Annotated in this window: 11 protein-coding genes and 1 pseudogene; 5 read left to right on the top strand and 7 right to left on the bottom strand. The window is 70.8% G+C overall.

Features of this window, described 5'->3' with window-relative positions; all coding sequences use genetic code 11:
* Positions 1-171 precede the first annotated feature (171 nt).
* From ACQEU6_RS20705 to ACQEU6_RS20685, 5 genes and pseudogenes are all read left to right on the top strand, one after another.
* Positions 172-2,022 carry an ABC transporter ATP-binding protein gene (locus ACQEU6_RS20705; RefSeq protein WP_499334119.1) on the top strand — a complete coding sequence of 617 codons (1,851 nt, stop codon included), beginning with the start codon at positions 172-174 and terminating at the stop codon, positions 2,020-2,022.
* A complete protein-coding gene (locus ACQEU6_RS20700) occupies positions 2,019-3,809 on the top strand; it encodes an ABC transporter ATP-binding protein (protein ID WP_499334117.1) in 1,791 nt (596 codons plus the stop codon). Before ACQEU6_RS20705 ends, ACQEU6_RS20700 begins: the two co-directional genes overlap by 4 nt.
* Positions 3,810-3,847: 38 nt before the next feature.
* Positions 3,848-4,072 carry an MbtH family protein gene (locus ACQEU6_RS20695; protein WP_499334115.1) on the top strand — a complete coding sequence of 75 codons (225 nt, stop codon included), beginning with the start codon at positions 3,848-3,850 and terminating at the stop codon, positions 4,070-4,072.
* Positions 3,979-5,534, top strand: a pseudogene (locus ACQEU6_RS20690) (acyltransferase domain-containing protein). Before ACQEU6_RS20695 ends, ACQEU6_RS20690 begins: the two are co-directional and overlap by 94 nt.
* An 880-nt stretch (positions 5,535-6,414) precedes the next feature.
* Positions 6,415-6,588 (top strand): response regulator transcription factor, encoded by a 174-nt coding sequence (locus ACQEU6_RS20685; RefSeq protein ID WP_499340279.1) that lies wholly within the window; start codon positions 6,415-6,417, stop codon positions 6,586-6,588.
* 68 nt (positions 6,589-6,656) lie between these two features.
* Here ACQEU6_RS20685 and ACQEU6_RS20680 read toward each other — a convergent pair whose 3' ends face one another.
* From ACQEU6_RS20680 to ACQEU6_RS20650, 7 genes are all read right to left on the bottom strand, one after another.
* The gene (locus ACQEU6_RS20680) at positions 6,657-7,244 is read right to left on the bottom strand and encodes a hypothetical protein (RefSeq protein WP_499334113.1); all 588 of its coding nucleotides are present in this window, start codon (positions 7,242-7,244) and stop codon (positions 6,657-6,659) included.
* A gap of 4 nt (positions 7,245-7,248) precedes the next feature.
* Positions 7,249-9,024 carry a tetratricopeptide repeat protein gene (locus ACQEU6_RS20675; RefSeq protein ID WP_499334112.1) on the bottom strand — a complete coding sequence of 592 codons (1,776 nt, stop codon included), beginning with the start codon at positions 9,022-9,024 and terminating at the stop codon, positions 7,249-7,251.
* A 97-nt stretch (positions 9,025-9,121) separates the two neighbouring features.
* A complete protein-coding gene (locus ACQEU6_RS20670) occupies positions 9,122-9,868 on the bottom strand; it encodes an arginase family protein (RefSeq protein ID WP_499334111.1) in 747 nt (248 codons plus the stop codon).
* A gap of 62 nt (positions 9,869-9,930) precedes the next feature.
* Complete coding sequence (locus tag ACQEU6_RS20665) at positions 9,931-10,683, bottom strand: succinate dehydrogenase/fumarate reductase iron-sulfur subunit (RefSeq protein WP_499334110.1); 753 nt, start codon at positions 10,681-10,683, stop codon at positions 9,931-9,933.
* Positions 10,684-10,685: 2 nt separating this feature from the next.
* Positions 10,686-12,623: a fumarate reductase/succinate dehydrogenase flavoprotein subunit gene (locus tag ACQEU6_RS20660; protein ID WP_499340277.1), complete on the bottom strand. Its 1,938-nt coding sequence runs from the start codon at positions 12,621-12,623 to the stop codon at positions 10,686-10,688.
* Between the two features lie 18 nt (positions 12,624-12,641).
* Positions 12,642-13,331, bottom strand: a complete 690-nt coding sequence (locus ACQEU6_RS20655) for a succinate dehydrogenase cytochrome b subunit (protein WP_499334109.1) — start codon at positions 13,329-13,331, stop codon at positions 12,642-12,644.
* Positions 13,332-13,532: 201 nt separating this feature from the next.
* A complete protein-coding gene (locus ACQEU6_RS20650) occupies positions 13,533-14,765 on the bottom strand; it encodes a PP2C family protein-serine/threonine phosphatase (RefSeq protein ID WP_499334108.1) in 1,233 nt (410 codons plus the stop codon).
* Between the last annotated feature and the right edge of the window lie 120 nt (positions 14,766-14,885).

Genomic DNA, 14,885 nt, shown 5'->3' with positions numbered 1-14,885 from the left:
CCCTCGCGGCACAGCCGCCGCCGCGCATCGGCTTCAACTATCTAGCCTCCGCGAACTGATCTCGCACTGCACCCGGCCGGATGCCGGCGGCTACACCCCCTCCGATTTCCCCGAGTCGGGACTCGACCAGGACCGGCTGGACACGTTGCTGACCGCGCTGACCGAGGAGCGTTGACCGACATCATGGCTCTGGGGCGAGCGCCCCGAATGCTGGAAGAACCCATCGTCCGAAGGAACCGTTGTATGCCGCATGCGAGTGCCGAGCCTTCGAGTACCGGGAACGCGGACGGCACCGTGGGATCGAACGCCGCGAGAACACTTCGCACCTACCTGGGGCCGCACCGGGCCGTCGCCGCCGTGCTCGCGGTGACGACACTGGTCTCCACGGCCCTCCAGGTGGCCAACCCGCAGTTGCTGGGGAGGTTCATCGACGGTGTCCGCTCCGGTGCCCCGCTGTCGACTCTGCTGGGGCTCGGCGCGGCCTATCTGTCGGTCGCGGTGGTGGCGCAGGTGATCTGGATCGTCGCCGAGTACAGGGGCGCCCGGGTGGCCTGGCACGCGACGAACGAGTTGCGCGCCGATCTGACCCAGCACTGCCTTCGGCTGGACATGTCCTTCTATGAGCGGCACGCTCCCGGCGAGTTGATCGACCGGATCGACGGAGATGTGAGCAAGCTGGCCAACTATTTCTCGCAGATGTTCCTGCTCGTGCTGTCCAACGCGCTGCTTGTGGTCGGGATCGGGGTTGTGCTTTTCGTCCAGGATTGGAGGATCGGTCTGGTGTACGCCCCGTTCGTCACCGCTTCCTTCTTCCTGCTACGGAGACTGGTCGGCACCGCCGTTCCGGCGATGGCGGCACAGCGGGAGGCCAACGCGAAACTGCTCGGGTTCTTCGAGGAACGCCTGAACGGACTTCCCGACCTGCGGGCCAATGGGGCCGGAGAACACACCGTGCACGGCTTCTGGACCTACGCGGGAACGCTGTTCCGGTCCAGCCGCCGCGCCGCGCTGCTGGGTGTGCGATGGCCGGCGGCCGCGCAGTCACTGGCGTCGGCGGGGTTCGTCATGGCCCTCGGGGCCGGCGTATGGCTCTACACGACCGGCCAGACGACCCTCGGCGCGGCCTACACCCTGGTCGTCTACGCGGTCATGGTGCAGACCCCGATGCTCGTGATCACCTCGCAGTTCCATGATCTCGAAGCCGCGCTGGGGGCGCTGCGCCGCATCCACGGCCTGTTCGACGAGCGCAGCGTGGTCCGCACCGGCGAAGCCGCCCTGCCCGCCGGGGCGCCCGCCGTGGAGTTCGAGCGCGTCTCGTTCAGTTACCGGCCCGAAGAAGACGCGCTTCGCGATATCTCGCTCCGCCTCCGGCCGGAGACCCGGCTGGCCGTCGTCGGCCGTACGGGCAGCGGAAAGAGCACCCTGATACGCCTGTTGTTCCGGTTCGCCGACCCCACCCGGGGGACGGTCCGGCTCGACGGCCGCGACCTGCGAGAGATCTCCGTGGACTCATTGCGAGGCCAGGTCGGTCTGGTCACGCAGGAGGTCCAGTTGTTCGCCGCCACGGTCCGCGACAACGTCACGCTCTTCGGCGACACGATCGATGACGCCCGCGTGCGCGAGGCGCTCGCGGGGGTGGGACTGCGACCGTGGCTGGAAAGCCTGCCCGCGGGGCTGGACACCCTTCTCGGCCCGGGTGACACCGGGCTGTCGGCCGGGCAGGAGCAGTTGCTGGCCTTCGCCCGCGTCCTGATCCAGGATCCCGGCCTGGTGCTCCTGGACGAGGCCACGTCGCGGCTGGACCCGGCGAGCCTCCGGGTCTTCGAGACGGCCATGGAACGCCTGCTCGCCGGACGTACCGCGATCATCGTGGCGCACCGTCTCGAAACCCTCGGCACCGTCGACGAGGTGCTGCTGCTCAGCGGTGGCCGCGTCGTCGAGCACGGCCCCCGGGACCGGCTGGCCGGGGATCCGTCCTCGCGGTTCTCCCGCCTGCTCGCCGCCGACGAGGCACTGGCATGAGGACACCGCTGCTGGTCCCGATGCTGTCCCGATCGGCGCCCACCTACCTCGGCCTGACCGGACTGTGGGTCCTGCTGCGGGGCGCGCTGCTGGCCACCGGACTGCTGCTCCAGATGATCTTCGACACCCTCAGCGGCACCGATCGGGCCGGCATGTCGGCATGGTCGCTGATCGCCCTGGTGGCGGCCGCGGAGGCCACCAAGGTGGCCCTCTGGTACGGCGTGATCCTCAGCCGGGTCGAACCCCGCTTCACCTACCGGATCCGCGCGGCCCTGCAGGTCAACGCGCTACGCGCGATCCTGCGCAAGCCGGCCGGACGAGCGCTGGACCGCACCGGCGGCGACGCCGTCAGCCGGTTCGGCGCCGACACCGACGAGGTGGGCGTCTTCGCGATCTGGTCGGCGTCCAACCTCTCCCGATTGATCATCGCTGTGGCGGCGCTGGTCATCATGCTCGGCATCGACGCCGTCGTGACCCTGGGACTCGTCGGCCCGGTGGCGGTCATGGTGGTGGCGAGCCGGGCGCTGGCCAGGCCGCTGCGCGATTGCCAGAACGCCGGTCGACGGGCGGCCGCGGAGGTGAGCAGCGTCGTCGGGGAGGCGGTGGGAGGGGTTCAGGCGATCAAGGTCGGACGTGCCGAGGAACGGTTCGTCGCGCGGCTGCGGCAGGCCAACGCCGTCAGGCTCCGGATCGCCGCCCGCGAGGTGCTCCTGACCACCGTGCAGACGTCCCTGTTCAACGGCACGGCCGCGCTCGGCACCGGGTTCGTGCTGCTGCTGGCCGCGGCGCGCATGCGCGGCGGCGACTTCACCGTGGGCGACCTGGCGCTCTTCGTCTTCTACATCCAGTTCATCACCGAGGCGGTGACCGCGCTGGGCATGTTCTTCGCGCGGTCCCAGAAAGCCGAACTCTCCATGCGCCGGGTGGCCGAACTCGCCGACGACGAATCAGCGGTGATCGCCCGCACGCGGACTCACCTGCGGCGCGAGCCGCCGCGGCCGGCACCCCGCGAAGACCGGTCCGCGCCGCTGCGCCTGCTGGAGGCCCGCGGCCTCACCTCGCGCCACCCGGGGACCTCACGCGGCATCCGCGACATCGATCTCCACCTGCCCGCCGGCACGGTCACGGTCGTCACCGGCAGGGTCGGTTCCGGCAAGAGCACCCTCCTGCAGGTGCTCCTCGGGCTGCTCCCCGCCGACCGCGGCACGGTCCTCTGGAACGGCATGCCCGTCGACCGTCCCGAGACGTTCCTGACCCCGCCGCGGTCGAGTTTCGTGCCGCAGGTCCCCCGGCTGTTCAGCGGCACGATCCGGGAGAACATCATGCTCGGGGCCCCCTCCTCGCAGGCGGAGATGGCCGAGGCGGTGCGCCTCGCGGTGCTCGAGGACGACCTCGCCGGCCTGGACAAGGGCCTGGACACCGTGATCGGGCCGCGGGGTCTGCGCCTGTCCGGCGGCCAGCGGCAGCGGATCGCCGCCGCCCGGATGGCGGTGCGCCGTACCGACCTGATGGTCTTCGACGACCTGTCCAACGCGCTGGACGTCACCACCGAGCGCCGGCTGTGGGACCGGCTTCTGGACCACGGCGGCGCCACCATCCTGGCCGTTTCGCACCGCCCGTCCATTCTCCGCCGAGCCGATCAGATCGTGGTGCTCGTCGACGGCGAGGTGACCGCCGTCGGCACTTTGGACGAACTGCTGGAGAACAGTGCGGAGATGCGCCATCTGTGGGAGGCCGACGAATCCGTTCCCAAGGACGCGCACGCCGGCCGGGTGGAGCACGACTGAGCGGCACGGATTTTCGGGAAACGCGAGAGGAGAGAGAAATGTTCGATGACGACGACGAGCGGACCTACCGGGTCGTGATCAACCACGAGGAGCAGTACTCGATCTGGCCGGAGGACCGGGAGATCCCGCCGGGGTGGCGCGCGGAGGGCACCCAGGGGACCAAACCGGAGTGCCTGGCCCACATCGACCAGGCGTGGACGGACATGCGGCCACTGAGCCTGCGCAGGCAGATGGACTCCCAGGCGGTCCCCGACTCTTCCTGATCCAGCCGGAAACACCGTGGGCCCGGGGACCGCCCGGAGGGCCCGTCCCCGGGCCCCGCACCGAGAGGAACAGTGTGACCAGGCCATACGAGCTCGTCGTCCTGTCAGCCTCGTCCAGCGACGAACTCGGCGCGGCCGCACGCGGGCTGGCGCGATTCCTGACCGGCCGACCTGGCCTTCCGCTGGCCGCGGTGGCCGGCTCCCTGGTCCATGACCGGCCGCAGCTGCCGCACCGACTGGCGCTGGTGGCGCGCGACTGCGCCGACGCCGCGCGGCGTCTCCAGGCCCCGGCCGCTCGCGAAACGCACATCGGACACGTGACGGCGGCCGAGCGTCCGGTCGCCTTTCTCTTCCCCGGCGTCGGTGACCACTATGCCGGAATGGCGGCGGGCCTTTACCGGAGCGAGCCGCTTTTCCGTGGCGCGCTCGACTACTGCGCCGAGATCCTCATGAACCGGCTGGGTCGGGATCTGCGCGAAATCCTCTATCCGGAGGACTGCGAGCAGGCGCCGCCGTCGGACGGGCCGCACGGCAGGCTCGACCTGGCCCGGCTTCTCGGCGGGGACGAACGGTCAGGCGAACTGGACCGGACCGCGGTGGCCCAGCCGCTGGTCTTCGCCGTGGAGTATGCGCTGGCCAGCTTCCTGACGGGTTCGGGCATCCGTCCCACCGCACTGGCCGGCTACAGCCTTGGGGAGTACGTCGCCGCCTGTGCGGCGGGGGACTGGCACCGGAGGAGGCGCTGGAACTGGTGGCCCGCCGGGCGAAGCTGATCGAGACCGCACCCGAGGGTGCGATGGTCGCGGTGATGCTGGGCGCCGGCCACCTCGCCGGCCACCTCGACGGTGAACTGTCGCTGTCGGCGGCCGACGGCCCGCGGCTCTCGGTGGTCGGCGGCCCGATCGCGGCGGTGGAACGCCTTGAACGACGGCTCGCGGCCGAGGGGGTGGCCAGCCTGAGGCTGCCCACCCGGCATGCCTTCCACTCGGCGATGCTCGAACCGTTGGAGGAGGCGATGCGTGAACTGGCCGCCGGGGCCCCGCTGCGCCCGCCCACCATTCCGCTGCTGTCGAACGTCACCGGAACGTGGCTGACCGATGTCCAGGCGACCAGCCCTGACTACTGGGCACGGCACATGTCCCGGACCGTCCGCTTCGAGGACGAGTTGGCCGAACTGTGGCGCCTGCCGGCGCCGATACTGGTCGAGGTCGGCGCGGGCCGGACGCTCGGCACGCTGGTTCAGCAACATCCCGGCCGACGACCGGACGGTACGGTTCTGAGCACTCTCCCCACCACCGCGGCCCGCGATTCGGACGTGGCCGGCGTGCTCACGGCGATGGGCCGCCTGTGGGTGGAAGGCGTGGACGTGAATTGGCCGGCCCTGCTCCCCGACCGGCTGAGGGAGCGCCTGCCGCACCTTCCGTCCGTGGCCAGGCGGAAACGAAGCGCTGATTCCCGGTGACCGGATGGCGAATCGAAGGTCCGGCGATGAATGTGGTGAACGACGGTGCCGCGCCGGGAACACGCGGTCCGCGGTCCGGCGGTCTGGCCGACCGACTCGGCGGCGTGACGGACGTCCGCCGCCGGACGGGTCGGCTGCGAACCGGTCGAACGGGCGGATCGAGACGGCACGGATGACCGGACGCGGGCCGTGATTCGCGCCGGAGGTTGATCTACCTGCAGTTATTCGATGGCCCTGAAGGTCCTCTCATTTATTGCTCGGGAGCCTTGAATAACTGGCGTATGTCGTAGATCATTGGGGCGGAACAATCTAAAACCCCTGCAGAAAATCCTTCCTCGTGAGTTCCCTTGCGGAGATTTGCTGTTCTCTGACGTGGCCCGGATGAGATCTTCCCGGCATGCGAGAAGAGTAGAAGCCCGCAGTCGTTGGGGGTGAAGTGATCCGTCTTGGCATCATCGATCCGCGACCCGTCATCCTGCATGGACTACGATATGTGTTCGATAAGGCGCATGAGGTAACAATTGAGCTTTCTCAAACGAATGCTCACGGTGTGCCGTCGAACGCACTCGACGTCGCCCTTCTGGGGTTCTGCTCGTCCGACGACACCGCACGCCAACGGGAGATCACGGAGCTGTCCCGCAAGACCTCGGTCCTCATCCTGAGCTGGGCTCGCGGGCCCGAGGAAAGGGAGGAGGCCGCGAGGTGCTTACGTGCCGGAGCCCGCGGCGTCTTACATCCTGATGCTCCAGCCCACATCCTCTTGGACGCCGTACGAACGGCGGCGGGACGGATGGTGATTCCGAACGGTGTTTCATCGTCCCTCGAGACTCCCGCCGCGACCGACCAACTGTCACTTCGCGAACAATAGGTCCTCGATTGCATCGCCGACGGATACACGCACGGCCAGATCGCCCGTCATCTCGGGATCAGCCGACACGCGGTGGACACCTACGTCAAGCGCATACGCGGCAAACTCAAACTCGGAAACAAGGCGGAGCTGACCAGGGCCGCAGTTCAGGCGTCCGCCGGCTTTGAAATCCCGCATGCCCGGTAGAACGCGGAGGTGGGGAAGGGCGAATTTCCCCGCCGCTCCCCTGTGTCAGGGCCCCGGCCAGACGTCCGTCAGCCCTGTTGGAAGGTCAGGTAGTCGGCGGGGACGAGGTGGGGCGGGTTGGCCGCCTGGGTGGCGTCGGGTTCGATGATGCGGAACATGTCGAAGAGGACGATCGGTACCTCGCGGCCCAGGATCCTCTGGACGAGGCCCGTGGAGTGCAGGTGTCGCGCGGCGTCGATGCAGAGGTCGTCGAAGTGGGCGCAGAGTTTCTCGTCCTGCTCCTCTTCCGCGTCGTCGTCGCCGGGCTCGTACCAGAGGCCGAGGCGCTTCACCTCGTCCAGGTAGAGGGCGGTGCCCTCGGGGTCGGCGGGGTGGTGGCCCGCGGGGGCGGCCTCTTCCAGCAGCATGTAGGCGTAGCTCCAGCGCGCCTCCACCGGGTCCGCGGAGGAGCGTTCGAGGTTCTGCCGGACGTTGCTCTCGGTGTTGTAGCCGATCGCCATGTACGGGTCGTAGGGGTAGTCCCAGAGCTCGTGGACGGTCGAGAACTCGCCGTGCGAGATCCGGAGCGAGAGGACGTAGACGTCGGGGAGGAGGGCCTCGGGGAACGAGCGCAGGGAGTCTTCGGCGGCCCGGCGCATGTGCTGCTGGAGGGTCATCCCGTCATGATCGCGGATCGAGGGAGCGGAGGCGCGCGAGGACGCCGTCGGTCTGCGGGGTCCGGAGGTCCTCGAAGATGGCGAGGGCGCGCAGCCAGCAGTCGCGCGCGGCGTCCGGGCGGGACATCTGCATGTGGGCGCGGCCGAGGTTGTAGAGGGTCTCGCCCTGGCCCGGGCGGTCGCCGAACTCGCGGAAGACGTCCAGCGCCTTCTCGTAGTGGACGATGGCGGTGTGCAGGCGGCGCAGGCCGTGGTGGGCGTAGCCGAGCCCGTGCAGGGTCCACCCGAGGGTGCGCCCGTCGGCCCCCAGCGCGATGCCGTGGGCCTGCTCGAAGTGGTCCAGGGACGAGCCGAAGTCGGCGAGCCCGGCGTAGGCGTAGCCGAGGGCCGTCAGCGCTCGCCCGGTGTTGCGGCGGTCGCCCGCCGCGGCGGCCAGCAGCACGGACCGGCGGTGGTGGACGACGGCCTCGCGGTACCGGTGGAGGCGGCGGCAGGCGTAGCCGAGGCCGTGCAGGGCCCACGCCTCGCCCCGGACGTCCCCGAGCCGGGAGAACGCCTCGCACGCCGCGGTGAACAGTTCGGCGGACTCCTCGAACCGCCACCGGTTCTGGCTGGCGTAGCCGAGGCCGCCGAGCACGTAGGCGGCGCCGCGGTCGTCGCCGAGGATGCGCGCGGACGCCAGGCCGCCGCGGAGCGCCTCGCTCCAGTCGGTCCAGGCGCCGCGGAGGAAGAAGAACGTCCAGAGGGTGAGCGGGAGCCGCCAGGCGATGTCGTGGTGGCCCTCGTCGGCGGCGGCGCGGGCCGCGGCGACCAGGTTCGGGCGCTCGGTCTCGCACCAGCGCCGGGCCTCGTCCGCGGAGGCGAAGCGGAGGGCGCGGCGCTGCTCGTCCGGCAGGGGCGGGGCGGTGATCCGGTCGGGGCACAGGAGGCGGCGCGCGTTGTCGGCGGTGCCGAGGTACCAGCCGAGGACGCGGCGGACGGCGGCCGCGCGCTCCCGCGGCCCGAGCCCCGGGCCGGGGTCGCGGCCGGGCACGCCGTACCGGCCGTCGGCGCGCTCCGCCAGGCCGAGGTCGCCGAGCAGGAGGCGCGCCTCGGCGTCGGGGACGTCGATGAGGGCGGCCGCGGCCGGGACGGAGATCTCCTCGCCCGGGTGCAGGGCGAGCAGCCGGAGGGTCCGGGCGGTGTCCGCAGGCGGCCAGGAGTCCGGCGGCCGCATCCAGGCCCGCTCCCGGACCTCCTTGACCTCGACCCGCGCGGGACGGAAGTCGGCCGCGCGGCACGCGGGGTTCTGCCGCACGACCTCCTCGAAGAACCAGTCGGAGGTGATCAGCGCGAGGACGCCGGGGGAGGCGCGCAGCGCGTCCTTGAGGGGGCCGGCGGCCAGCAGCCGGAACGCCTTGTTGATCGCGGTTCCGGCGACGCCGTGGTCGTCGTGGTGGATCTCGCCGGCGTGCACGGCGACGCGGACCCTGATGCGGGCGTCCGGCGGGGCGCCGTCGTTGTGCCGTTCCAGCAGGGCGGCCAGCCGTGCGGGGAACGCTCCGGCCAGCAGCTCCTTCGGCACGTCGGGCCGGATGAGGATCATGGCCCCGTCGCCCCGGTCCTCGCAGTAGCAGGAGGCCGCGGGCACGCCGGACTCGTCGAGGGCCCTCCGCAGGGCGCGGTATAAGCCCGCCCGTACGGCGAGCTGGTCCCCGTTCGTCCGGCGCCCGTAGCCCTCGACGTCCAGACACAGGATCGTCCGGTGAACCGCGGGGCCGGCGCCGCCTGCACAGTGCATTAGCTCGTGCATATGCACCCCCTCATGCATGTGCGGCGCATGTTACGGCAAGATCAGCGCCTGTCGAAGCGCTTGAGCGGACCGGCCGGCGGTCGGATCAGGCGGTCAGGAGATCCTTGAGCAGCCGGGCGCGGACGGCGTCCTCGCCGCCCCGCGGCGGATGCCAGGGGCAGGCGATGTCCAGGGCGGCCACGCGGCCGGTGGCCATGATCCGCCGGACGGACGCGACGACCGCGTCGCGGGAGGGGCCGCCGCCGACGGGGAACTTCAGACCGGGGAGCTCGGCGGCGTCGACGACGTCCACGTCGACGTGCAGCAGCAGGGGGCCGGGGGGCGTCTCCACGTCGTCGACCGGGCAGCGCCGGACCTTCGAGGACGCGAGGAACTCCGCCTCCGCCGGGTCGAGGTCGCGGGCGTCCACCAGGACGGCGCGGTCCTCCGGCAGGGTGCGCAGGCCCAGCCGGTCGGGCAGGAGCGCGGTGTCGGCGCCGAGGATCTGCCGGAGCGGCATCCCGCCGAGGTAGCCGGACGTCGAGCTGTCCACCGTGTGGACGTCGCCGTGCGCGTCGAACCAGACCACGGAGGCGTCGACCCCCGCCTTCTGCGCGCCCGCGAGGACGGCCTCGGCGGTCAGGCAGTCGCCCGACACCACGCGCGGCATGGAACCGCCGTCGATCTGGCCGGCGACCTCGGCGACGAGCGGCTCGAACAGCGCCGCGACACGCTGCCACACGTCGCCGTCGGGGAGGGGCGGCGTCACGGCGACGACGTCGAGGCCGGACAGGGGGAAGGACGCGTCGGGGAGCCGTTCGTCCTGGTGGTAGGGCAGAAGGGTGACCGTCATGCGGACACATTAGAACGGTCCCGCCCGGTACTCCGGGCGGGACCGAGAACAAGGGGGTGCGGTTACCGCTTCCTGCCGCCGGCGGTCGCCTTCAGGTAGTCGTGGTTCAGGCGGCCGATGACGTCCAGCGGGATGCCCTTCGGGCAGGCGACGGTGCACTCGCCGGTGTTGGTGCAGCCGCCGAAGCCCTCCTCGTCGTGGGTGTCCAGCATGGACACGACGCGGTCCCAGCGCTCGGGCTGGCCCTGCGGCATCAGGCCGAGGTGGGTGACCTTGGCGCCGAGGAACAGCGCGGCCGAGCCGTTCGGGCAGGCCGCGACGCAGGCGCCGCAGCCGATGCACTCGGCGGCCTCGAACGCCTCGTCGGCGTCGGGCTTCGGGACGGGCGTCGAGTGCGCCTCGGGGGCGGTGCCGGTCGGCGCGGTGATGTAGCCGCCCGCCTGGATCATCCGGTCGAACGCCGACCGGTCGACGACCAGGTCCTTGACGACCGGGAACGCCCTGGCCCGCCACGGCTCGACGTCGATGACCTCGCCGTCCTTGAACTTGCGCATGTGGAGCTGGCACGTGGTGGTGGCCCGCTCCGGGCCGTGCGGGGTGCCGTTGATGACCAGCGAGCACATGCCGCAGATGCCCTCGCGGCAGTCGTGGTCGAACGCGACCGGCTCCTCGCCGGAGGCGATGAGCTTCTCGTTGAGGACGTCCAGCATCTCCAGGAACGAGGCGTCGGGGGAGACGTCGTCGAGCTTGTACTCGACCATCCCGCCCTTGTCCCGGGGGCCGCTCTGGCGCCAGACGCGCAGTGTGAGCTTCATGATTACTTGTACGACCTCTGCGTGGGCTTGACGTACTCGAAGTTGAGGGCCTCCTTGTGGAGGACGGGCTGCGCGCCCTCCCCGGCCCATTCCCAGGCGGCGACGTAGCCGAAGTTGTCGTCGTCGCGCTTGGCCTCGCCGTCCTCGTCCTGGCTCTCGGCCCGGAAGTGGCCGCCGCAGGACTCGGCGCGGTGCAGCGCGTCGACGACCATCAGCTCGGCCAGCTCGAAGAAGTCGGCGACGCGGCCCGCCTTCTCCAGTTGCTGGTTCAGCTCCTCGCCCTTGCCGGTGACCTTGACGCGCGTCCAGAACTCCTCGCGCAGCGCCGGGATGAGGTCCAGCGCCTTGCGCAGCCCCTCCTCGGTGCGCTCCATGCCGCAGTACTCCCACATGATGTGGCCGAGTTCGCGGTGGAAGGAGTCGACGGAGCGGTCGCCGTCGATCGACAGCAGCCGCTCGATCCGCGTCCGCACCCGCTCCTCCGCCTCGCCGATCGCGGTCTCGGCGACCGGGGGGAGGCTGGTGCGGGCGATGTAGTCGCCGACGGTGTTCGGCAGGACGAAGTAGCCGTCCGCGAGGCCCTGCATCAGCGCGGAGGCGCCCAGCCGGTTCGCGCCGTGGTCGGAGAAGTTCGCCTCGCCGATGACGAACAGCCCCGGGATCGTGGACTCCAGGTCGTAGTCCACCCACAGGCCGCCCATCGTGTAGTGGACGGCCGGGTAGATGCGCATCGGCGTGTCGTAGGGGTTCTCGCCGGTGATGCGCTCGTACATGTCGAAGAGGTTGCCGTACTTGGCCTCGACCTTGTCCCGGCCGAGGCGCCCGATGGCGTCGGCGAAGTCGAGGTAGACGCCGAGCCCGCCGGGGCCGACGCCGCGCCCCTCGTCGCAGACGTTCTTGGCCGCGCGGGAGGCGATGTCGCGCGGGACGAGGTTGCCGAAGGACGGGTAGATGCGCTCCAGGTAGTAGTCGCGCTCGTCCTCGGGGATGTCGTACGGCCGGCGGGTGTCGCCGGCCTTCTTCGGCACCCACACGCGGCCGTCGTTGCGCAGCGACTCCGACATCAGCGTCAGCTTCGACTGGTGGTCGCCGCTGACCGGGATGCACGTCGGGTGGATCTGGGTGTAGCAGGGGTTGGCGAACAGGGCGCCGTGCCGGTGGGCGCGCCAGGACGCGGTGACGTTCGAGCCCATCGCGTTCGTGGACAGGAAGTACACGTTGCCGTAGCCGCCGGACGCCAGCACCACCGCGTCCGCCGTGTAGTGCTTGACCTCGCCGTCGATCAGGTTCCGGACGACGACGCCGCGCGCCCGCCCGTCCTCCATGATCAGGTCGAGCATCTCGTGCCGGGGGTACAGCTCCACGTTCCCGGCGTCGACCTGGCGCATCAGCGCCTGGTAGGCGCCGAGGAGCAGCTGCTGGCCCGTCTGGCCGCGCGCGTAGAAGGTGCGGGAGACCTGCGTGCCGCCGAAGGAGCGGTTGTCGAGCAGGCCGCCGTACTCGCGGGCGAACGGGACGCCCTGCGCGACGCACTGGTCGATGATCTGCCGGGAGATGTCGGCGAGCCGGTACACGTTGGACTCGCGGGACCGGAAGTCGCCGCCCTTGACCGTCTCGTAGAACAGCCGGTACACGCTGTCGCCGTCGTTGCGGTAGTTCTTGGCGGCGTTGATGCCGCCCTGCGCGGCGATCGAGTGGGCGCGGCGCGGTGAGTCCTGGAAGCAGAACTGCTGGACGTGGTACCCGGCCTCGCCGAGGGTGGCGCCGGCCGAGCCGCCGGCCAGCCCCGTGCCGATGATGATGATCTTCTTCTTGCGCTTGTTGGCCGGGTTGACCTGCTTGGCCTCGAACTTGCGGGTCGTCCAGCGCTCCTCGATGGCGCCGGCCGGAGCCTTGGCGTCGGCGATCGGCTCGCCGGACTCGTAGAAGCCGTGGGTCATGTCGTCAGCTGCCATGGATCAGCTCACCCATCCGAACGTGATGGAGACGGGGACGGCGACGAAGCCGAGCGTGACGAGCGCGGCGGTGGTCGCGGCGAGGCCCCGCAGGGCGTTGTGGCTGCGCGGGGTGCGCAATCCCAGCGTCTGGAACGCGCTCCAGATGCCGTGGTTGAGGTGGAGGCCCACCAGCAGGATCGCGACGACGTACCAGACCGTGATGTACCAGCGGGACGGGTCGAAGTCGGCGACCATCCGCTCGTAGGGGGTGGCGTCGGCGCCCTTGGGGTTCAGGGCGAAGAACGTGAGGTCCAGCAGGTGCCAGATGATGTAGACGGCGATGATGATCCCGCCGTACCGCATCGTCCGGACGGCGTAGCCCTGCGCGTGCGACTTCTTCTTCGACTGGTACTTCACGGGACGCGCGTGCGCCGCGCGCTTGCCGAGCGACACCGCCGACCACATGTGCAGCACGACGGAGACGCCGAGCACCAGCTCGATGACCGTCAGCACCGTCCGCCGCGGCACCGCGGGCTCGCCCATCGTGCGCAGCCACTCGGCGTAGTGGTTGAAATCCTCCGCGCCGAGGAAGATCTTCAGGTTCCCGATCATGTGCGCGACCAGGTACAGCACGAGGACGCCGCCGGTGACGGCCATCACGGCCTTCTTGCCGACGGTCGATCGGTAGATCGCAGGTATCGCTATAGCCACGACCTGCACGCTATGTCCGGTTCGGTGATTCGTTCCAAGTCATCAGCGCACTTGTGGCGATAGCCGCAGGCTATGAGCACACGCCGCACCGGGCTTGTGTCCGTTCCGTGACACCGGCGCGGGTGAGGGACTTCACAGGGGGTCCGGGAACTCTGCCGGGGAGTGATCCAGGCGACCTTGACGGAGGTCGGCGGCTTGTGGTCAGCGCCCTGGGCGGTCCGGCTCGTGCTGCCGGGACAGCAGCAGGACGGCGAGGTCGTCGGTGAGGGCGTCGCCGTTGAGGCGCTCCACCTCGGTCACGAGGGCGTCGATCAGCGACCGTCCGGCCGCGCCGCCGGTGCGCGCGGTGCGGGCCAGGCCGACGAGCCCGTCGGTGCCGAGCCGGTCCGAGCCCTCGCCGACCCGGCCCTCGATCAGGCCGTCGGTGTAGAGCATCAGGCCCCAGGACTCGCCGAGGTCGATCTCGGTGGTCGGCCACTCGGCGCCGGGCACCAGGCCGAGCGCCGGGCCGTGGGCGTAGTCGGGGAGCGCTGCGACCTCGCCGCCCGCGCCCGGCGCCCCGCGGAACAGCAGCGGAGCGGGGTGGCCGGCGAGGTGCATCCGGGCGGTCCGCCGGGACGGCGCGATCGTGACCATGCAGAGGGTGGTGAAGATCTCCTCGCTGCGCCGCTCGTGCCCGAGGACGGTGTCGAGGGTGCCGAGCAGCTGCTCGCCGGTGTGCCCGGCGAGGACGAGCGTCCGCCACGCCATGCGGAGCTGGACGCCGAGGGCCGCCTCGTCGGGGCCGTGGCCGCAGACGTCCCCGATCATCAGGTGGACGGCGCCGCCCTCGGTCTGCACGGTGTCGTAGAAGTCGCCGCCGAGCAGCGCCCGCCGCCGGCCGGGCCGGTAGCGGGTGTGGTGCCGCAGCGTCGGGTCCTCGATCAGCGGGACCGGCAGCAGGCCGCGCTCCAGCCGGGCGTTCTCGCGGCCGAGGATGCGGGCCTCGACGAGCCGCCGCTCGGTCTCCTCCGAGCGCTTGCGCTCTATGGCGTAGCGGATCGCGCGGGCCAGCAGGGGCCCGTCGACCTCCTGCTTGACCAGGTAGTCCTCGGCGCCCGCGGCGACGGCCTGGACGCCAAGGCGGCCGTCGTCCAGGCCGGTCAGCACGACGACGGCGGCCGGGCCGGACAGGGCGAGCACGCGCCGCAGCCCCTCCAGCCGGTCGATGCCGGGCGTGGACAGGTCGACGATGATGCACTGGGTGCGCCGCGTCAGCATGCGCCTCGCGGCGTCCAGGTCGCCCGCGACGGTGATCCCCGCGTCCAGGCCGCTGTCGGCGAGCATCTTCTCCACCATGAGCACGTCGGTGGGGTCGTCGTCGATGAGGAGCAGTTCGATCCTGTCCTCGGTACCTGGCGTGAGGGGATGCGTCTGATGACTGATGGTGCTCACAGGGCTTCCGGGATGTCGGGCTGGCGACGGCACTGGCAACGGCCGCGTCGTCCCGCTCGTTCCTGCGGCCGCAGGGAGCGGTACTGGCCGCGCCGGGGCAGCGGCAAGGGCCTAGCCGCC

The organism is Spirillospora sp. CA-108201 (assembly GCF_050936235.1).
In the GTDB taxonomy this organism is placed as follows: domain Bacteria; phylum Actinomycetota; class Actinomycetes; order Streptosporangiales; family Streptosporangiaceae; genus Spirillospora.
Note: the sequence above shows the minus strand (reverse complement) of the source record. Positions and strands in the feature narration are given on the sequence as shown.